This window comes from Variovorax paradoxus (assembly GCF_009755665.1).
In the GTDB taxonomy this organism is placed as follows: Bacteria; Pseudomonadota; Gammaproteobacteria; order Burkholderiales; family Burkholderiaceae_C; genus Variovorax; species Variovorax paradoxus_G.
The window spans coordinates 4597679-4615482 of sequence record NZ_CP046622.1 but is presented as its reverse complement, the minus strand read 5'-3'; the positions used below and the strand labels follow the sequence as shown (position 1 = coordinate 4615482).

Sequence of the window (17804 nt, the reverse complement as noted above, 5' to 3'; positions counted from 1 at the left end):
CCCATGCCCGTGAACCTGTCCGCTCCTGATCCTGCCGCCTTGTTCGCGGTGCCTGGCGTCCGCATCGGCGTGGCCGAAGCGGGCGTGCGCAAGGCCAACCGCAAGGACCTGACCGTCGTGCTGATCGACGAAGGATCGGCGGTCGGCGGGGTGTTCACCCAGAATCGTTTCTGCGCGGCGCCGGTGCAGGTTTGCCGCGACCACCTGGCGGCCAGCTACGGCATTCGCGCGATGGTCATCAACACCGGCAACGCCAACGCCGGCACCGGCGAAGACGGCCTGATGCGCACGCGCTCCACCTGCATCGCGCTGGCGCGGCACCTGGAAATCGCACCCGAGCAGATCCTGCCGTTCTCCACCGGCGTGATCATGGAGCCGCTGCCGGTGGACCGCATCGAAGCTGGCCTGCCCGCCGCGCTGGCCGATGCTTCGGAGAACCACTGGGCGCGTGCGGCCGAAGGCATCATGACCACCGACACGATTCCCAAGGCGTTCAGCCAGCAGGCTCAGGTCGGCGGCGCCACTGTCACCATCACCGGCATCAGCAAGGGCGCGGGCATGATCCGCCCGAACATGGCGACCATGCTGGGCTTCATGGCCACCGACGCGAAGATCGATCCGTCGCTGATCCAGCCGCTGGCCAAGCGCCTGGCCGATGCTTCGTTCAACCGCGTGACCATCGACGGCGACACCTCGACCAACGACTCGTTCGTGGTCATCGCGACGCAGAAGGCCGCGCACGCAACCATCACCTCGCTCGATTCGCCCGAAGGGCAAGCGCTCGTTGCTGCGATGCAGAACGTGGCGCGCCAGCTCGCGCAGGCCATCGTGCGCGACGGCGAAGGCGCCACCAAGTTCATCACCATCCAGGTCGATGGCGGCCGCAATCCGGAAGAGTGCAGGCAAGTGGCCTATGCCGTGGCGCATTCGCCGCTGGTCAAGACGGCTTTCTTTGCGAGCGATCCGAACCTGGGCCGCATCCTGGCGGCCGTGGGGTACGCGGGCATTGCCGACCTGGACCAGACCGGCATCGACCTGTTCCTGGACGACGTGCACGTGGCGGTGAAGGGCGGGCGCAATCCGTCGTACCGCGAGGAAGACGGCCAGCGCGTGATGAAGCAGAGCGAGATCACAGTGCGCATCGGCCTGGGCCGCGGCAATGCGAGCGAGACGGTCTGGACCTGCGACCTGAGCCACGACTACGTGACCATCAACGCCGACTACAGGTCATGAATGAGCAATTCCAGAAGCTGATCGAGCGCGCCGAGCAGCTGATCGGCCGCATCGAGTCGATCCTGCCGCAGCCGCTGGCTGCACCCGCCGACTGGAACGCGTCGATCGCATGGCGTTATCGGCGCCGCAGTTCGGGCCACGGCGTGCTCGAACCGGTGAAGCATGTGGCCGCAATGGCGCTCGATTCACTGAAGGAAATCGACGTCCAGAAGGAAAAGATCGAGCGCAACACGCGCCAGTTCGTTGAAGGCAAGCCGGCCAACAACGTGCTGCTGACCGGCGCGCGCGGCACGGGCAAGTCGTCGCTCATTCGCGCCTGCCTGCAGGCCTATGCGCCGCAGGGCCTGCGCCTGATCGAAGTCGACAAGGCCGAACTGACCGACCTGCCGGACATCGTCGAAGTGGTGTCGCAGCGGCCCGAAAAATTCATCGTGTTCAGCGACGATTTGAGCTTTGACGAAGGCGAGCCGGGCTACAAGGCGCTGAAGTCGATTCTCGACGGCTCGATCGCGGCGGCCACGCCCAATGTGCTGATCTACGCGACCAGCAACCGGCGCCACCTGTTGCCCGAATACATGAAGGACAACCTTTCGTACACCCACACCGAGGACGGCGAAGTGCATCCCGGCGAAGTGATCGAAGAGAAGATTTCGCTGTCGGAGCGCTTCGGCCTGTGGGTCAGCTTCTATCCGTTCAGCCAGAACGAATACCTGGCCATCGTTGCGCAGTGGTTGTCGTCGTTCGGCGTCGGCGAGGCTGCCATCGAAGCGGCACGGCCCGAGGCGCTGGTGTGGGCACTCGAGCGTGGCTCGCGCAGCGGCCGCGTGGCCTACCAGTTTGCGCGCGACTACGCGGGGCGGGCCAGCGCATGAGCGCGCAGCCGCAGCCCCAGGGCCGCAAGCACACTGAAGTCGCCGTCGGCGTGCTGATCCGTCTGGCGGACGACGCATTGCTGCTGTCGACCCGGCCCGACGGCAAGGCGTACGCAGGCTTCTGGGAGTTTCCGGGCGGCAAGATCGAGGCCGGCGAAACGGTCGAGCAAGCGCTGCGGCGCGAGCTGCAGGAAGAACTCGGCATCACCATTGCGGGCGCCGAGGTCTGGAAAGTCACCGAGCACGACTATCCGCATGCGCTGGTGCGGCTGCATTGGTGCAAGGTCACGGCCTGGAGCGGTGAGTTCGAAATGCGCGAAGGGCAGGAAATGCGTTGGCAGCAGCTGCCGCTGGATGTGACGCCTGTGCTGCCCGGCGCCATGCCGGTGCTCGAATGGCTGGCCGAGGAGCGCGGACTTCCTCATGCCGCCGGGTCGGCGGCATAGGCGCCTTCAAGAGAAACAACCAGGACCGCCACAGCGCGTTCAACGACCCCATTCGATGCTGCATCCCAAGTACCGACCGGACATAGACGGCCTGCGTGCCATTGCCGTGGCCTCCGTGGTGATCTATCACGCGTTTCCGGGCGTGCTGCCCGGCGGTTTCATCGGCGTCGACATCTTCTTCGTGATCTCGGGCTACCTGATCTCGACCATTCTTCTGCAGAGCCAGGTGGCGGGTGATTTCAGCTATCGCGACTTCTACGCGCGGCGCATCCGGCGCATCTTCCCGGCCCTCATCCTGGTGCTCTTGGCCACCTTGTGCTTCGGCTGGTACATGCTGCTGTCCGACGAGTTCGCGCAGCTGGGCAAGCAGGTCACGGGTGGCGCGGCCTTCTTTGCCAATTTCGTGTTCTGGGCGGATGCCGGCTATTTCGATTCGGCCGCCGAAACCAAGCCGCTGCTGCATCTGTGGTCGCTCGGCATCGAAGAGCAGTTCTACATTTTCTGGCCGGTGCTGCTGGGCGTGGCCTGGCGCCGCCGCTGGCCGATGATCCGCGTGATCCTGGCGATTGCGGTGGTGTCGTTTCTCGTCAATGTGCTCACGATCCATCCGTTTCGCACGGCGGCTTTCTATTCGCCGGCTTCGCGCTTCTGGGAGTTGATGGTGGGGGGCATCCTGGCGTGCATGCGGCTGAAGCCCGCAGTGCCGAGCCGCTTGCGCAGCCACGTGCAGTCCGTCGTCGGCGTGGGCCTGCTCGGACTCGGACTGGTGATGATCCGCGGCGACAAGGCTTTTCCGGGCTGGTGGGCGCTGCTGCCCACGCTGGGTGCGGTGAGCTGCATTGCGGCCGGGCCCACGGGCTTCCTGAACAAGTACCTGCTGTCGAACCGGGTGATGGTGTGGATCGGGCTCATCAGCTATCCGCTTTATCTGTGGCATTGGCCGCTGCTCGCTTATGCGCGCGTTCTGAGCGACGGATTGCCGTCGCTGCCCGTGCGTGCGGGCGCGGTGGTCGCGAGCGTGGTGCTGGCGTGGCTGACCTACAGGTTCGTCGAGCGCTACACGCGCACGCGCACCAGCCCCGGCCTGCTGCGCTGGCTGGCTGGCCTGGGCATTGCGCTGGTGGTCGTGGGCCTGGTGGTCTTCTCTGGCGTGCTGCAACCGCGCCATCACGACATTCGCCTTCAGCAGATCTCCGAGGCCGCGGCCGACGTGGGGTACTACGACGATTTCAAGAACTACGAACTAGGGCGGCACTTGCTCTACCAGGTGGGTAAGGGTTCGCGTAAGAGCCTGCTGATCGGCGACAGCCATGTGCAGCAGTATGGCCCGCGTGCCGAGGAGCTTGCGCGGACGGTGCCTGACAAGGCCAACACCATCTACTTTGCAACGCAGGGGTCTTGCCCGCCGATTCCCGGTGTTTACGCGGATGCGAACATTGGCTGCGCCGAGCGGCGCACGGCAGTGCTCGAATTCGCCCGGAGCCCTGAGATCGACACGGTGGTGATCGGTGGCTGCTGGAACTGCTACTTCATCGCGGGCGGCGCACCGGGCTACTACTTCCGCGATGCGGCAGGCGCGGCCCATCAGTTCCGGGGCGGCGATGGCATGGCCCTGGCGTTCGACTCGCTCGGCCAGTTGCTGCGAGAACTGACGGGCAAGGGCAAGAAGGTTTTTCTGCTGCTCGATATTCCGGTAGCACCCGATTTCGAGCCGAAGCGCTTGCTCGAAGGCAGCCGATTGACCTCCATGAAGGTCTCGACGACAACCCCGACGCTGCCGATACCGCAGGACCAGCGCGAGTTGAACGATCGCCTTCGGCAGATCGGCATTGCGAGCGGCGTGGAAGTGATCGACGCGGTTGCGAACCTGTGCACGGCGGATGGCCAGTGCCTGCGCACCATGTCCGACGGTGCTCCCGCATACAAGGACGCGGGCCACTTGCGGCCCAAGTACACCCGCTCGTTCGCAACCTACATGGATCGCGCGCTGCTGAACGACGGCGGCGCGGCGCCCAAGAAGTAGCGCGGAGGAGGCGCTGCGGCGGCTGCGGCGCCTGCTACTGCTTCAGCTTGGGGTCGCCGAAGGTCTCTTCGTCCGGCGGCTCTTCGGCGGGCATCCTGAATTCCTCGTTGGCCCACGCGCCGAGATCGATGCCCTTGCAGCGTGCGCTGCAAAAAGGCCGATAGAGGTTGCTGGCGGCGTAGATGCTGTCTCCGCCGCAGGCGGGGCAGCGGACGATCCGCTCGCCGATGTCGTTGTGGGTCCTGCCGTTGCTCATGGCGTATGTTTTTGGCGCGCTGCTGCGCTCAGGCGCAGAGCGTGAGTTCGAAGGCGGCGTCTTCCGTGCTCTGGTGCAGGCGGTCGTCGGCCTCATGGCGCATCATTCGCACCGAAACCATGAGCCGGTTGCCGCTGATTTCGGGCACCAGCCCGAGTGCCGGGTCAATCCGCAGGCGCAGCAGCTGAAAGCTGCGCCCCTGCGGCAGGTTCTGCTGAAACTGCCCGTGGGTGGCGATGACCTTGTAGGGCACGTCGGCCTCGCGCAGCAGCTTGAGCAGCAGGTAAATGGATTCGGCCAGTGGCGCGAGCGTGCTCGACCACCGCTCCAGGTCCTTGCGCCGGCTCTGTGCGCTGCGGTGCTGCCAGGCGTAGTACGCGGGCAGGTCGAACTCGCAGGTGCCGCCCGGAATGCCGGCACGGCTGCGAATGCTCATGAGCCACTCGTTCTCGGTCAACGCTTGGCCGGCCTTGCCCGACACACTGTTGAGTGCCGAAAAATTGCGCTCGAGTTGGGTGACGACCTGGTCCAGCGCCGCCTCGGCGATTGCTGGATTGCCGCGGTAGCTATTGAAGACGTTCTTGTGCTTTTCCAGGTCCCGCATGACGTCGGCCTTGAGGTCGGCGCGCGCGGCAACGTCCATGATCTCGAAAATCGTGACCAGGGCGAAATGATGGGAGAGCGCGGATTCCGCCGGCACCAGTTCGCCGAGGCGGCGGAACAGGTGCTCCAGCCTCAGGTAGGTTCGGATGCGCTCGTTGAATGGGTACTCGTAGAGGATCACGCGTTCGGGTTCATGTGAGGGACGAGTTCAAGGCGATTTCGCGGCCGCCGGGTTGGGCTGCACTTCACGCACAGCCTCCAGCATACGCTGACCGAAGAGCAGATACCCTGCGATGGAAACGTGCGTTTCGTTGGCAGGATACAAGTCCGTGATTTTGAAGCGGTTCTGCTCGGACAGTGTAAAAAGATCGGGCCCGATCTTCAGGTCGTTGAACGTGCTGCGGAACGCGGCGGCATGGTTTTGGTCGAGGTATACCGTGCTCTTGTTGGGCACGACCATCCAGATGATGCGCAGGGATGGCGCCATTTTTTCCGTGAACTTCGCCATGAAAGCGGCGGAGTCCGCGGTGAGCGGCGCCATCAGGCGGTCTTCGGCCGTCATGAGCAATTTGTTGCAAGCGACGTGGCTGAATTGCTTGCAGCCGTCGGGAACGGTGCGCGCGTCAATGAGCGGACCCCAGCGGTCCGGCGTGTTGGTCCAGCTCTCGGAACGCTCGATGGCGCGGGTATTGCGATAGGTCAGCCAGCCCCTGAGCAGCTCTGCGTCCCAGTTCAGGCGGAACTCGGTAGGAGCCTGCTTGGACGGATTTTCAAACGGAGGAGGCGAGGGCACGAAGGTGTGCTTCATGGCCGCGCATTCCTTCGAGTCTTCGATGCGTCCCTGGAGCAGGCGCTCGATGCTCTCGATGATGACGACCTTGCCCTTGAAGCCTGACTTGCGCACCCATTCCGAGAAGTCGCTGCACATCGGCCCAGTCTTGTCCCAGTGCGTGGTGGCGACGCGATAGCCAGCCCCGACCAACGGCGACTGCCAGGCATAGCGAACCGAAAAGCTGTCGCCGATCACAAGCACATCGGCTTCCTGGATCGATGAGGCCTTTATGTTGGCGTCCGGAATAGGCGGAGGCGGATGGTGCCATCCGAAATCGCGTTCGGAAATGCGCCCGATGCGTGTCAGGTCGCCATATGGGATGGGCGTCAGCAGGCTGGTGACCAGCAGCGCGGCGCAGACAAGAAAGCCTGCAGCGAAGATGGCGAGCCACATGCGGGCCGGTTTCGTGTCTTCCATGTCAGAACTGGAAATAGAGGAAGGGACTGTAGTTGCCGAATTTCGACACGCACAGTCCGAAGAGGAAAACGCATCCCAACGCCGTCAGCAGCGTCGCAATGCGGTTGAGCGCGGGACGGCCGGCAAGCGCGGCGACGGACGGGATCCAGCGGTCGAGCGTGATGGTCGGAGGCAGCGCCAGGCAGATGACGAGGCCGGCCAGCATCGTCTGGAAGAACTCGGGTTTGCGGAACGGTACCTTGAACTCGCCGAAAGCGCTCGGAATCACGCCGTGCATGCCCAGCATGCCCTTGTAGATCTCGACGGCCGCCGTCATGCTGTCGGCGCGGAAAACCACCCACGCCACCATCACGCACAGGAAGGTGATGAACCACCCGAGCACGCGGCCGAGGCGTGACGAGCTTGTCTTGCCGCGACGGACCGTGGCGTTCCAGAGGTGGTTGACCATGAGGAAGAGGCCGTGCAGCGCGCCCCAGATCACGAAGGTCCATGCGGCGCCGTGCCACAGGCCGCCCAGCAGCATGGTGAGGAACAGGTTCAGGTAGCGCCGGGCCGGGCCCTTGCGGTTGCCGCCGAGCGGCACGTAGAGATAGTCGCGCAGGAAGTTCGAAAGCGAGATGTGCCAGCGGCGCCAGAACTCGATGATGTTGGTCGACTTGTACGGCGAGCGGAAGTTGAGCGGCAACTGCACGCCCATGCAAAGGGACAGGCCGACCGCCATGTCCGAATAGCCCGAGAAGTCGAAATAGATCTGCAGCGTATAGGCAAGCACGCCGAGCCACGCGGTGTACAGCGAGGGCAGCACGCCCTCGTGCACGCCCTTGAACATCATGTCCGCGTACTGCCCGAGCGGGTCGGCAATCAGCATCTTCTTGGCCAGGCCGAAAGTGAAGATACCCAGGCCCAGCGCAATGTTGCTGGCGTTGACCCGGTAGGTGGATGGGTTGCCGAACTGCGGCATCATCTGCGCGTGGTGCAGCACCGGGCCGGCGATCAGGTGCGGAAAATAGGTGACGAACAGCACGTAGTGGATGAAGCTGCGCTCATGCACTTTGCCCTGCCAGCAGTCGACCAGGAAGGCGATCTGGGTGAAGGTATAAAACGAGATGCCGATCGGCAGCACGATGTGCAGCAGCGGGATCTGCGAGAGGCCCGCCGCGGCCAGCCCGTCGTTCACATTCGAAACGAAGAAATTGGCGTACTTGAAGATCGCCAGCACGCCGAGGTTGACCACCAGCGCGATGATCAGCAGGGACTTTCGCTTGCGTTCGTCCCGCCCTGGAGCGGGGGTCAGGCGCAGGCCGAACCAGTAGTTAATACAGATCGACGCTAGCAGCAGCGGAAGCGCCTTGACGCTCCACCAGCCGTAGAAGAACAGCGATGCCAGGGCAAGAAACCCGGCAGCGGCCCGAGCATTGCGCTTGCCGATCAGGAAGAAACCGATCAGGACCAGCGGAAAGAAGACAAAAATAAAAGGATACGAGTTGAAAAGCATCGCGGGGAATGGCACCCCGGTGGCGCCTTCTCTGTCTTGATCGTTGTGCAGCCGCTGCTGCGGCAAGTCTCGAATTATCGCGTGCCGGGCGAAGCCCACAGCTTCCAGAGACTCCGTACCTCTCGGCCGAGTTCCTCCAGCGAGAGCGACTCGTTGAAAATGACCGCATCCGCGGCCGCCCTGCGCAGCCTGCGCGCAGCCTGCTGGGCGATCACTGCGCGCACGGCGTCGGGCGTCCAGCCCGAGCGCGCCATGACGCGGCGCAGCTGCGTTTCCTCGGTCGCATCGACCACGAGCACCCTGTCGACGTTGGCGCGCCAGCGGCCGGATTCGACCAGAAGCGGCACATCGAAAACGACCGGGGACTGCCCTGCGGCCGCAGCCAGCCGTTCCGTTTCGGCGCCGATCAGCGGGTGGAGGATCGACTCTAGGCGCTTCCTGGCGCTGCTGTCGGCGAACACGAGTTGCCGCATGCCGGCGCGATCGAGGCCGCCATCCGACGCGACCACGGTGCGGCCGAACGCGGCTTCGATGGCGGGCATTGCAATGCCGCCGGGTTCGGCAATGCGGCGCGCGATGGCGTCGGTGTCGACGAGCACGGCGCCCTCGGCGACCAGCAACGCCGCGACAGTGCTCTTGCCGCTTCCGATTCCGCCCGTCAAGCCGATGCGCCGCATCACGCGCTCTTCAACGAATCAATGGGCCGAGCGGAAAGGCGAAGGGAATCCACTGCCGCACGACTTCAGGGCCCACGACAAGGCAGACCAGGCCCGCCCCGGCGAGGAAGGGGCCGAACGCCATGGGAATGTCCTTGTGCGCCAGCTTGCCGACGAGCCGCAGCGTGAGGCCGATCACTGCGCCCACCAGCGAAGAAACGAGGACGATGGCGATGAGGTAGTCGGCCCCGAGCCATGCGCCCAACGCAGCCAGTAGTTTGAAGTCGCCATATCCCATGCCTTCCTTGCCTGTGGCCAGGCGATAGCCATGGTACACAAGCCAGAGGCTCAGGTAGCCGAACACGGCGCCCCAGACCGCGGAACTCAACGCAACGCCCGTCCAGCCCATGGCCGCGCCGACGAGTCCCAGCCAGAGCAGCGGGTAGTTGAGCGAGTCCGGCAGGAACTGCGTATCGAAATCGATCAGGAATTGGCACACGAGCAGCGCCGCGAACGCCGCCCAGAGTGCGCCGGTGGACGTCAGGCCGAAGCGATAGGCGCAAAGCGCGAAGAGCGCACCCGTGATCAGTTCAACCAGCGGATAGCGCGGGCTGATGGACGTCTTGCAGGCGCCGCAACGGCCCCGCAGCACGAGATAGCTCAACACCGGAATGTTCTGGTACCACCGGATCCTGTGCCCGCAAGCCCCGCAACGCGATGCCGGCTGGGCCAGGTTGAAGGGCGGCAAGTTCTCGATAGCCAAGGCAGCCTTGTCCGCAGCGGCTTCAAGCCCGGCAGGAGGCGCTGATTTCGGCCCGAACACCAGCGCCCAGAGCGATGGTGCATCCTTGGACGACATGAGATTGGCCACGGCATCCGCCAGCCAGCCCCTGTACATCATCACCGGGGTGCGGTAGATCACCACGTTGAGGAAGCTGCCGACCAGCAGGCCCAGGACGCCCGCGAAAGCGGCGTCGAACTCCCGCGAAACCAGCATCAAACGACTTGGCCCAGCTTGAAGATAGGCAGGTACATGGACACCACGATGCCGCCGATGATCGTGCCCAGGAACACGATGATGATGGGCTCCATCAGGCTCGAGAGGCCGGCCACCATGTCGTCCACTTCGGATTCGTAGAAGTCGGCGGCCTTGCCCAGCATGTGGTCGATGGAGCCGGACTCTTCACCGATGGCCGTCATCTGGATCACCATCGAGGGAAACAGGTTGACGTTGGTCATGGCGGTGGTGAGGCTGGTGCCGGTCGAGACCTCTTGCTGGATCTTGGCCGTGGCGTCGCCGTAAACGGTATTGCCCGATGCGCCACCCACGGAATCGAGTGCTTCGACCAGTGGAACGCCCGCGGCAAACATGGTGGCCAGGGTGCGGGTCCAGCGGGCCACGCACGATTTTTCGATGAGAGTGCCGAAGATCGGCACGCGCAGCAGTGCGCGGTCCATCACGCGTTGCACTTTTTCGTTGCGCTTCCAGGCCTGCAGGAAGAAGTAAATGCCCCCGCCAATTCCGCCGAAGATCAGCCACCAGTACGAGACGAAGAACTCACTCATGGCCATCACGAAGAGCGTTGGGGCGGGCAGATCGGCACCGAAGGAAGTGAACACCTGCTTGAACGCAGGAATCACGAAGATCATGATGATGGCCACCACGACAAACGCCACCACCACCACCGACGTCGGATACATCAGCGCCGACTTGATCTTCGACTTGATCGCCTCGGTCTTTTCCATGTAGGTGGCAAGGCGGTCCAGCAGGTCTTCCAGGATACCGGCGGCCTCGCCAGCCTCCACCAGGTTGCAGTAGAGGTTGTCGAAATACTTCGGAAACTTGCGGAAGGCCGCCGAAAGCGAGGTTCCGGTCTCCACGTCGCTGCGGATGTCGTTCAACAGCTTGGCAACGCTCGGGTTGGCGTTGCCCCGGCCGACGATGTCGAACGACTGCAGCAAGGGAACGCCCGCCTTCATCATCGTTGCCAGTTGGCGCGTGAAGATCGCGATGTCCTTGGGCTTGATCGTCTTGCCCGAGCGCATGCGGCGCTTCTTGATCTTGGATGCAAGAACGCCCTGGCGGCGCAATGCGGCCTGCACTTGGTTCTCGCCGGCCGCGCGGAGTTCGCCGCGCACCAGCTTGCCGTTGCGGTCCTTGCCTTCCCACTCGTAGACAGATTCCTTGAGCGTGTTTGAAGTGCGCTTGGATGCCACTGTTGCCATTCGATCTCCGATTTCTTACGGTGTGTTCGTTATTCGTTGGTGACCGCCACCACTTCCTCGAGTGAGGTAAGCCCTTGCATGACTTTTCTGAGACCGGACTGCCGCAGCGAGCGAACGCCCTCGGCTTCGGACTGGCGCGCAATGTCCAACGCGCTGCCGTCGCGCAGGATGATGGCTTGGATAGCTTCGGAGATCGGCATCACCTGGTAGATGCCGACGCGGCCCTTGTAGCCGCCGTTGCACGCGGAGCAGCCGATCGGACGATAGGGCTTCCAGGAGCCGTCGAGCTCTTCTTCCTTGAAGCCCGCATCGAGCAGGGCCTGGCGCGGCACGTCGGCCGGCGCGCGGCAGAGATGGCATAGGCGGCGAGCCAGGCGTTGCGCAGTGATCAGGATGACGCTCGAGGCAATGTTGAACGGCGCGATGCCCATGTTCCGCATGCGTGTGAGCGTGGTCGGCGCGTCGTTCGTGTGCAGCGTCGAAAGCACCAGGTGGCCCGTTTGGGCGGCCTTGATCGAGATGTCGGCTGTTTCGAGGTCCCGGATTTCACCGACCATGATGATGTCGGGATCTTGCCGGAGAAAGGCGCGCAGCGCGGCGGCGAAGGTGAGTCCGGCGCGTTCGTTGACGTTGACCTGGTTCACCCCGGGCAGGTTGATTTCGGACGGATCTTCCGCCGTGGCAATGTTGACGCCGGGCTGGTTCAGCAGGTTCAGGCAGGTGTAGAGCGACACCGTCTTTCCGGAACCCGTGGGGCCCGTCACCAGCACCATGCCGTAAGGACGGCCGATCGCACTCAGCAGCCGCTCTTTTTCGTCCGCGTCGTAACCAAGCGCATCGATGCCAAGCCGCGCGCTGCTCGGATCCAAGATACGGATCACGATCTTCTCGCCGAACAGCGTGGGCAAAGTGCTCACCCGAAAATCGATCACGCGATCCGGGCCGATCTTGAGCTTCATGCGCCCGTCTTGCGGGATGCGCTTTTCGGAGATATCGAGCCGGGAAATGACCTTGATCCGAGAGGCCAACTTGTCCTTGATGAGCGTCGGCGGGCTGGCGATTTCGCGCAGTTCGCCGTCGATGCGAAAGCGCACCCGGTAGTTGTGCTCGTACGGCTCGAAGTGAATGTCCGATGCGCGCATGCTGACGCCATCGAGCAGCATCTTGTGCAGGAACCGGACGACCGGGGCATCCTCGACTTCGGCGATAGCCGCCTGTTCGTTCGTATCGCCCGAGGTGTCCGCCGTGACGTCATCGAACTCGAAATCCCCACCGCCGACGATATTGTTGAGGGTTTCCGATGCGCTGACAGCAGCGGCCTCGATCATGCGCGACAGCTTGTCGTACTCGGCAATGACCCAGTCCACGCCCATCTGGGACGCGAACTTGATCTTTTCCACGGCCTGCTGATCGGAAGGGTCCGCTGTCGCAACGATGAGACGGTTGTTGCGCTTGCTGAGCACCACGATGCGGTATGCAAGGCACAGCTTCGGGTCGAGCAGGTCCTTGGGCAGCCGCTGGTGGTCGATCGCGTCCAGGTCGAGCAGCGGAGCGCCAAAGGCGGAAGAAAGCGTGTGGGCCAGGTCGGCGGCCGAGACGGCGCCGCTGCCGGTCAGCTCTGCAATGAAGCTGGTCCGGCTGCTCAGCGACTTCTGGTAGATGTCTTCCGCTGTTTTTGCAGGAAGCTTGCCGGCCGAAACCAAGGCGCGCGCAAGGCCCGGAAGGGCGATTTGCGTGTTTTCTTTAACAGGAAGTTCGGCGGCAGCCATTCAGCGAATTGCAAAAGATGTGAAAAAATGCTTCACGATCATCGCTGAACACCCGCGTCCTGTAAATCGCTACACAGCAACAGGCACGGGCATTATTTGTGCCAGCCTCAAAGACTGGTCGGGGTGAGAGGATTCGAACCTCCGGCCTCTACGTCCCGAACGTAGCGCTCTACCAGGCTAAGCTACACCCCGATTGGTTGCAGAAAAAGAGAAGTCGTCCTTGCCAACTCTTGTGAGGTGTTCAGGCACGTCGCTCAAGCAACTGAGCCGCCAATTGTAGCAAACCGTCGGCATGCAAATTGGACGGAAAGTCGCGCAATGCGTGAATCGCACGTTTCGCTTCGTCCGCTGCCGCGGCGCGCGATGCTTCCAGCGCCCCGGTGCTGTGGACGATTTCCACGATCTTGCCCAGTTGGGCCGTATCGCCCGCCTGAATGGCCGCGCGCACCAGTTCGGCCTGCTCGGCACTGCCGCGCCGCATGGCAAAGATCAGGGGCAGCGTCGTCTTGCCCTCGCGAAGATCGTCACCCACGTTTTTGCCTGTTTCGTGCGCATCACCGGCGTAGTCGAGCACGTCGTCGATCACCTGAAAGGCCGTGCCCAACGCTTGGCCGTAGGTGGCGCAGGCCTCCTCGACTTCCGGGGTGGCGCCGGCCAGAACGGCGGCAAGCCGCGTGCTGGCTTCGAAAAGCTTGGCGGTTTTCGAGCGGATCACGCGCAGGTAGGCGGCTTCGTCCAGCGACGCGTCATGCATGTTCATCAGCTGCAACACTTCGCCTTCGGCGATCACATTGGTCGCTTCGGCCAGAATTTGCATGATGCGCATGTTGTTTGCATCCAACATCATCTGGAAGGCGCGCGAGTACAGGAAGTCGCCAACCAGCACGCTGGCCGGATTTCCGAACGATTCGTTGGCCGTGGGGCGCCCGCGCCGCAAGGTCGATTCGTCGACAACATCGTCGTGCAGCAGCGTGGCGGTGTGGATGAACTCCACCACCGCCGCCAGGTTGAAGCGCTGTTCGCCGGTGTACCCGAGGGCCCCCGACATGAGCAGCAGAAGTGCCGGGCGCAGGCGCTTCCCGCCTGCGGAGATGATGTACTTCGAAACCTGGCTGACCAGGGGCACGCCTGTATCGAGGCGCCGCGCAATCACATGGTCGACTTCGACCATGTCGCCGGCGATCAAATCCAGCACAGTGGCGGTGGGGGAGGTATCGGCGGCGTGAACTGGCAAAGCGTTTGCGCGCGGCGCGTCTGAGTGCGGAAGGTAGCGGCGGCACGAGGCCGGAAGGCGCAGATTATAGGGACGAGCGGGAGGTCGTCCGGGGCCGGCTTGGGCGGAAACCATGTTAGCGCGTGCAAACCGTGCTAGAATCTTGGGCTCTGCGGAATTCGCCGTAGAGCTCATACTCCCAAGAGGTTCACATGTACGCGGTCATAAAAACCGGCGGCAAGCAGTATCGCGTTGCTTCCGGCGAAAAAATTAAAGTAGAACAGATTGCTGCGGATGTAGGCCAGGAAATCGTGATCGACCAAGTTCTCGCAGTCGGCAACGGCAGCGAAATCAAGGTTGGTACGCCCCTGGTGTCCGGCGCAACGGTGACAGTCACGGTACTGTCGCACGGCAAGCACGACAAGGTTGGCATCTTCAAGATGCGCCGTCGTAAGCACTATCAGAAACGTCAAGGCCATCGCCAGCAGTTCACCGAACTGCAAATCGGCGCGATCGCCGGCTAAGGAGCAGATTCCATGGCACAGAAAAAAGGCGGCGGCTCAACGCGAAATGGGCGCGATTCCAAGCCCAAGATGCTCGGTGTGAAGGCTTTCGGCGGCGAACTGATCAGCGCAGGCTCGATCATCGTGCGCCAGCGCGGCACCCAGTTCCACCCCGGCGTGAACGTCGGCGTGGGCAAGGACCACACGCTGTTCGCACTGGTCGACGGCCACGTGTCGTTCGGCGTCAAGGGCGCACTGAACAAGCACATGGTCAACGTGACCCCCGCGGCATAAGCCCAGGTCACTTCGATCAGCTCGAAGCCCCGCTTTGCCGGGGCTTCTTCATTTGTACACTGGATACCCCATGAAGTTCGTCGACGAAGCCTTCATCGACATCGCCGCAGGCGATGGCGGCAACGGCTGCGTGTCGTTCCGTCATGAAAAATACAAGGAATTCGGCGGCCCCAATGGCGGCGACGGTGGCCGTGGCGGCCATGTCTACGCGGTGGCCGATTCCAATCTCAACACCCTGGTCGACTTCCGCTATTCGCGCCGCCACGAAGCCAAGCGCGGCGAGCACGGCATGGGCTCCGACATGTTTGGGGCGGCCGGCGACGACATCGTGCTGAAGATGCCCGTCGGCACCATCATCAGCGATGCCGAGACCGGTGAAGTGCTCTACGAGCTGCTGAAGGAAGGTGAAGTCATCACCATTGCCAAAGGTGGCGACGGCGGCTTCGGCAACATGCGCTTCAAGAGCGCCATCAACCGCGCGCCCCGGCAGAAGACGCCCGGCTGGCCCGGCGAAAAGAAAAGCCTCAAGCTCGAGCTCAAGGTGCTTGCCGACGTCGGCCTGCTCGGCATGCCCAACGCGGGCAAGTCGACGCTGATCAGCGCCATCTCGAACGCACGCCCGCGCATTGCCGACTATCCCTTCACCACGCTGCATCCGAATCTCGGCGTGGTTCGCGTGGGTCCGGAGCAGAGCTTCGTGGTCGCGGATCTTCCCGGCCTGATCGAGGGCGCCTCGGAAGGTGCCGGCCTGGGCCATTTGTTCCTGCGCCACCTGCAGCGCACCCGCCTGCTGCTGCACGTGATCGATCTCGCGCCGTTCGACGAGTCCGTCGATCCGGTGGCACAGGCCAAGGCCATCGTCGGCGAGCTGAAGAAGTACGACACGGCGCTCTACGAGAAGCCGCGTTGGCTCGTGCTCAACAAGCTCGACATGGTGCCCGGCGACGAGCGCGCGGCGCGCATCAAGGACTTCGTCAAACGCATGCGCTTCAAAGGCCCGGTGTTCGAGATCTCCGCGCTCACGCGCGAGGGCTGCGAACATCTGGTGCAGGCGGTGTATCAGCACATCAAGGCGCAGCAGGTGGCCGAACAGGTTCCGGCCGAGGTCGATCCGCGCTTCGCCGAATTGCCGCCCGATCCAAACTGAGAGCCGCGCGGCCTCCTCGGGCATCCGATGCCCGCTTCGAGGCCGATGCGACGCCAGCTTTCCACACATAGCAGAACAAGCAGCTTTCAAGACCGACCGCCACAGCCTCAAATGACCTCGAATTCCGGATCCACTGCCTTGCGGGACGCCCGCCGAATCGTCGTCAAGGTGGGCTCGAGCCTTGTCACCAACGAGGGGCGCGGTCTGGACGAACGCGCCATCGGCGAATGGTGCCGCCAGCTTGCGGCGCTGGTTAGCGATGGACGAGAGGTCGTGATGGTGTCTAGCGGCGCAATTGCCGAAGGCATGAAGCGCCTTGGCTGGCGCACCCGGCCGCACGAAGTCCACGAGCTCCAGGCCGCGGCGGCCGTCGGGCAGATGGGCTTGGCCCAGATGTACGAAACCAAGCTGCGCGAAAACGAAATGGGCAGCGCGCAAGTGCTGCTGACCCATGCCGACCTGGCCGACCGCGAGCGCTACCTCAACGCGCGCTCCACCCTCGTCACGCTGCTGAGGCTCGGCGTGGTGCCGGTCATCAACGAGAACGATACCGTCGTCAACGACGAAATCAAGTTCGGCGACAACGACACGCTCGGCGCGCTCGTAGCCAACCTGGTCGAGGCCGATGCGCTGGTCATCCTCACCGACCAGAAAGGCCTCTTCACGGCTGATCCGCGCAAAGATCCGGACGCCAAGTTCGTGCACGAAGCGGCGGCAGGCGATCCGGCGCTCGAAGCCATGGCGGGCGGAGCGGGCTCCAGCCTCGGCCGCGGCGGCATGATCACCAAGATCCTGGCGGCCAAGCGCGCGGCCGGCTCCGGCGCTTCCACCGTGATTGCCTGGGGCCGCGAACCCGATGCCCTGCTGCGCCTCGCACGCGGCGAGGCCATCGGCACTTTGCTCGTCGCCCAGACGGCCAAGCACCAGGCCCGCAAGCGCTGGATGGCCGACCACCTGCAGCTGCGCGGCTCCGTGACCGTCGATGCCGGCGCCGCGGCCAAGGTGCGCGCCGAAGGCAAGAGCCTGCTGCCCATCGGCATGACGGGCGTCTCGGGCGAGTTTTCGCGCGGCGACGTGATCGCCGTGCGCGACACCGACGGCGTTGAGCTGGCCCGCGGCCTCGCCAACTACTCGAGCGTCGAGGCGCGCTTGCTGTGCCGCAAGCCGTCATCGGAATTCGAACGCTTGCTGGGCTATGTTGCGGAGCCAGAGATGGTGCACCGCGACAACATGGTGCTGATGCCGAGCTGATGAAAAACGGGGCCCAAGGCCCGGTTACTGTTTCACTGGACTTCGCGAACCGGATTGCGCAGGTTTCGCACCATGTCCCCGACCGAGTTGCGCGGCGCATTGCCGCGGCACAGCGCCTGGACCGACAGCGCCTTGGCGTAGCGCGAGTTCAGGTCGTCGATGCGCTTCCATTCGGGCGTCTTGGTTTCCTGCCAGGTCCCGTTGTTGTAGCGGGCATAGCTCTTCATTTCTCCGGTCGAACAGCGCACGCCTTCGTAAAAGGCGTTGGCGCCTCCGCCGTTGCGGTTCTGTGCCACCACCACGTAGCGCACGATGCCGTCCGGCGTGATCGCGATGGTGTTCGGATCGACGCCGAACTTCAGCGTCATGTAGGGAGGCATCTCGATCGGCAGCAGACGGCTCTCGCTGAATGCGGGCGGCGGCGGTGCCGTGGTTTCGGCCCACTCGGTGTCCGACTCGGTCCGCTTGGGCGGCGGCGGCATGCCGGACTGCGCCCAGTCGGGGTTGTCGGTGTCGTGCTTGCCCGATGCGCATCCGGCAAGCACGGCCACGCACAGGAGAAGCAGGG

18 protein-coding genes and 1 tRNA gene are annotated in these 17804 nt (G+C 63.7%); 8 read left to right on the top strand and 11 right to left on the bottom strand.

The window, feature by feature from the left end; all coding sequences use genetic code 11:
* Positions 1 to 3: 3 nt before the first annotated feature.
* From argJ to GOQ09_RS21555, 4 genes are read left to right on the top strand one after another with little or no spacing between them, the layout of a single operon-like run.
* Complete coding sequence (argJ, locus tag GOQ09_RS21570; RefSeq protein WP_157615560.1) at positions 4 to 1233, top strand: bifunctional glutamate N-acetyltransferase/amino-acid acetyltransferase ArgJ; 1230 nt, start codon at positions 4 to 6, stop codon at positions 1231 to 1233.
* Positions 1230 to 2105 (top strand): ATP-binding protein, encoded by an 876-nt coding sequence (locus GOQ09_RS21565; protein WP_126746986.1) that lies wholly within the window; start codon positions 1230 to 1232, stop codon positions 2103 to 2105. Before argJ ends, GOQ09_RS21565 begins: the two co-directional genes overlap by 4 nt.
* Entirely contained in the window at positions 2102 to 2551 is a 450-nt protein-coding gene (locus GOQ09_RS21560; RefSeq protein WP_157615558.1) for a (deoxy)nucleoside triphosphate pyrophosphohydrolase, read from the top strand. Before GOQ09_RS21565 ends, GOQ09_RS21560 begins: the two co-directional genes overlap by 4 nt.
* Positions 2552 to 2606: 55 nt before the next feature.
* Positions 2607 to 4574 carry an acyltransferase family protein gene (locus tag GOQ09_RS21555; protein WP_157615556.1) on the top strand — a complete coding sequence of 656 codons (1968 nt, stop codon included), beginning with the start codon at positions 2607 to 2609 and terminating at the stop codon, positions 4572 to 4574.
* A 34-nt stretch (positions 4575 to 4608) separates the two neighbouring features.
* Here GOQ09_RS21555 and GOQ09_RS21550 read toward each other — a convergent pair whose 3' ends face one another.
* The 10 genes from GOQ09_RS21550 to GOQ09_RS21505 form a co-directional block, all read right to left on the bottom strand.
* Entirely contained in the window at positions 4609 to 4830 is a 222-nt protein-coding gene (locus GOQ09_RS21550; RefSeq protein WP_157615555.1) for a DNA gyrase inhibitor YacG, read from the bottom strand.
* Between the two features lie 28 nt (positions 4831 to 4858).
* Positions 4859 to 5614: a cell division protein ZapD gene (gene zapD / locus GOQ09_RS21545; RefSeq protein WP_157615553.1), complete on the bottom strand. Its 756-nt coding sequence runs from the start codon at positions 5612 to 5614 to the stop codon at positions 4859 to 4861.
* A gap of 27 nt (positions 5615 to 5641) precedes the next feature.
* Positions 5642 to 6682 carry a hypothetical protein gene (locus GOQ09_RS21540; protein WP_157615551.1) on the bottom strand — a complete coding sequence of 347 codons (1041 nt, stop codon included), beginning with the start codon at positions 6680 to 6682 and terminating at the stop codon, positions 5642 to 5644.
* A 1-nt stretch (position 6683) separates the two neighbouring features.
* Complete coding sequence (locus GOQ09_RS21535; protein ID WP_157616805.1) at positions 6684 to 8177, bottom strand: MBOAT family O-acyltransferase; 1494 nt, start codon at positions 8175 to 8177, stop codon at positions 6684 to 6686.
* A gap of 74 nt (positions 8178 to 8251) precedes the next feature.
* The gene (gene coaE / locus GOQ09_RS21530; RefSeq protein ID WP_157615549.1) at positions 8252 to 8854 is read right to left on the bottom strand and encodes a dephospho-CoA kinase; all 603 of its coding nucleotides are present in this window, start codon (positions 8852 to 8854) and stop codon (positions 8252 to 8254) included.
* A 10-nt stretch (positions 8855 to 8864) separates the two neighbouring features.
* Positions 8865 to 9830, bottom strand: a complete 966-nt coding sequence (locus GOQ09_RS21525; protein ID WP_157615546.1) for a prepilin peptidase — start codon at positions 9828 to 9830, stop codon at positions 8865 to 8867.
* Entirely contained in the window at positions 9830 to 11059 is a 1230-nt protein-coding gene (locus GOQ09_RS21520; protein WP_157615544.1) for a type II secretion system F family protein, read from the bottom strand. The genes GOQ09_RS21525 and GOQ09_RS21520 overlap by 1 nt, the downstream gene beginning before the upstream one ends.
* Before the next feature lie 29 nt (positions 11060 to 11088).
* The gene (gene pilB / locus GOQ09_RS21515; RefSeq protein ID WP_157615542.1) at positions 11089 to 12828 is read right to left on the bottom strand and encodes a type IV-A pilus assembly ATPase PilB; all 1740 of its coding nucleotides are present in this window, start codon (positions 12826 to 12828) and stop codon (positions 11089 to 11091) included.
* Positions 12829 to 12943: 115 nt separating this feature from the next.
* Positions 12944 to 13020 (bottom strand) — tRNA-Pro (locus GOQ09_RS21510).
* Positions 13021 to 13069: 49 nt separating this feature from the next.
* Positions 13070 to 14062, bottom strand: a complete 993-nt coding sequence (locus GOQ09_RS21505) for a polyprenyl synthetase family protein (RefSeq protein WP_157616804.1) — start codon at positions 14060 to 14062, stop codon at positions 13070 to 13072.
* 191 nt (positions 14063 to 14253) lie between these two features.
* On the opposite strand from GOQ09_RS21505, the gene rplU reads away from it, so the two are divergent.
* From rplU to proB, 4 genes are all read left to right on the top strand, one after another.
* Positions 14254 to 14565 (top strand): 50S ribosomal protein L21, encoded by a 312-nt coding sequence (rplU, locus tag GOQ09_RS21500; protein WP_157615540.1) that lies wholly within the window; start codon positions 14254 to 14256, stop codon positions 14563 to 14565.
* 12 nt (positions 14566 to 14577) lie between these two features.
* Positions 14578 to 14838, top strand: coding sequence for a 50S ribosomal protein L27 (rpmA, locus tag GOQ09_RS21495; RefSeq protein WP_028259150.1), 261 nt, complete (start codon positions 14578 to 14580; stop codon positions 14836 to 14838).
* 70 nt (positions 14839 to 14908) lie between these two features.
* On the top strand, positions 14909 to 15985 hold the full coding sequence (cgtA, locus tag GOQ09_RS21490; protein ID WP_126746974.1) for an Obg family GTPase CgtA: 1077 nt from the start codon (positions 14909 to 14911) through the stop codon (positions 15983 to 15985).
* A gap of 111 nt (positions 15986 to 16096) precedes the next feature.
* Entirely contained in the window at positions 16097 to 17236 is a 1140-nt protein-coding gene (proB, locus tag GOQ09_RS21485; protein ID WP_157615538.1) for a glutamate 5-kinase, read from the top strand.
* 32 nt (positions 17237 to 17268) lie between these two features.
* On the opposite strand, the gene GOQ09_RS21480 is transcribed toward proB, so the two are convergent.
* On the bottom strand, positions 17269 to 17787 hold the full coding sequence (locus tag GOQ09_RS21480; protein ID WP_242630906.1) for a CNP1-like family protein: 519 nt from the start codon (positions 17785 to 17787) through the stop codon (positions 17269 to 17271).
* Positions 17788 to 17804: the final 17 nt, after the last annotated feature.

Coding starts and splice junctions, on each gene's coding strand:
- GOQ09_RS21550 (WP_157615555.1), bottom strand. CDS start 4,830: ATGAGCAACGGCAGGACCCACAACGACATCGGCGAGCGGATCGTCCGC.
- GOQ09_RS21520 (WP_157615544.1), bottom strand. CDS start 11,059: ATGGCAACAGTGGCATCCAAGCGCACTTCAAACACGCTCAAGGAATCT.
- GOQ09_RS21535 (WP_157616805.1), bottom strand. CDS start 8,177: ATGCTTTTCAACTCGTATCCTTTTATTTTTGTCTTCTTTCCGCTGGTC.
- GOQ09_RS21565 (WP_126746986.1), top strand. CDS start 1,230: ATGAATGAGCAATTCCAGAAGCTGATCGAGCGCGCCGAGCAGCTGATC.
- proB (WP_157615538.1), top strand. CDS start 16,097: ATGACCTCGAATTCCGGATCCACTGCCTTGCGGGACGCCCGCCGAATC.
- GOQ09_RS21560 (WP_157615558.1), top strand. CDS start 2,102: ATGAGCGCGCAGCCGCAGCCCCAGGGCCGCAAGCACACTGAAGTCGCC.
- pilB (WP_157615542.1), bottom strand. CDS start 12,828: ATGGCTGCCGCCGAACTTCCTGTTAAAGAAAACACGCAAATCGCCCTT.
- rplU (WP_157615540.1), top strand. CDS start 14,254: ATGTACGCGGTCATAAAAACCGGCGGCAAGCAGTATCGCGTTGCTTCC.
- rpmA (WP_028259150.1), top strand. CDS start 14,578: ATGGCACAGAAAAAAGGCGGCGGCTCAACGCGAAATGGGCGCGATTCC.
- coaE (WP_157615549.1), bottom strand. CDS start 8,854: ATGCGGCGCATCGGCTTGACGGGCGGAATCGGAAGCGGCAAGAGCACT.
- GOQ09_RS21555 (WP_157615556.1), top strand. CDS start 2,607: ATGCTGCATCCCAAGTACCGACCGGACATAGACGGCCTGCGTGCCATT.
- argJ (WP_157615560.1), top strand. CDS start 4: ATGCCCGTGAACCTGTCCGCTCCTGATCCTGCCGCCTTGTTCGCGGTG.
- GOQ09_RS21540 (WP_157615551.1), bottom strand. CDS start 6,682: ATGGAAGACACGAAACCGGCCCGCATGTGGCTCGCCATCTTCGCTGCA.
- GOQ09_RS21525 (WP_157615546.1), bottom strand. CDS start 9,830: ATGCTGGTTTCGCGGGAGTTCGACGCCGCTTTCGCGGGCGTCCTGGGC.
- cgtA (WP_126746974.1), top strand. CDS start 14,909: ATGAAGTTCGTCGACGAAGCCTTCATCGACATCGCCGCAGGCGATGGC.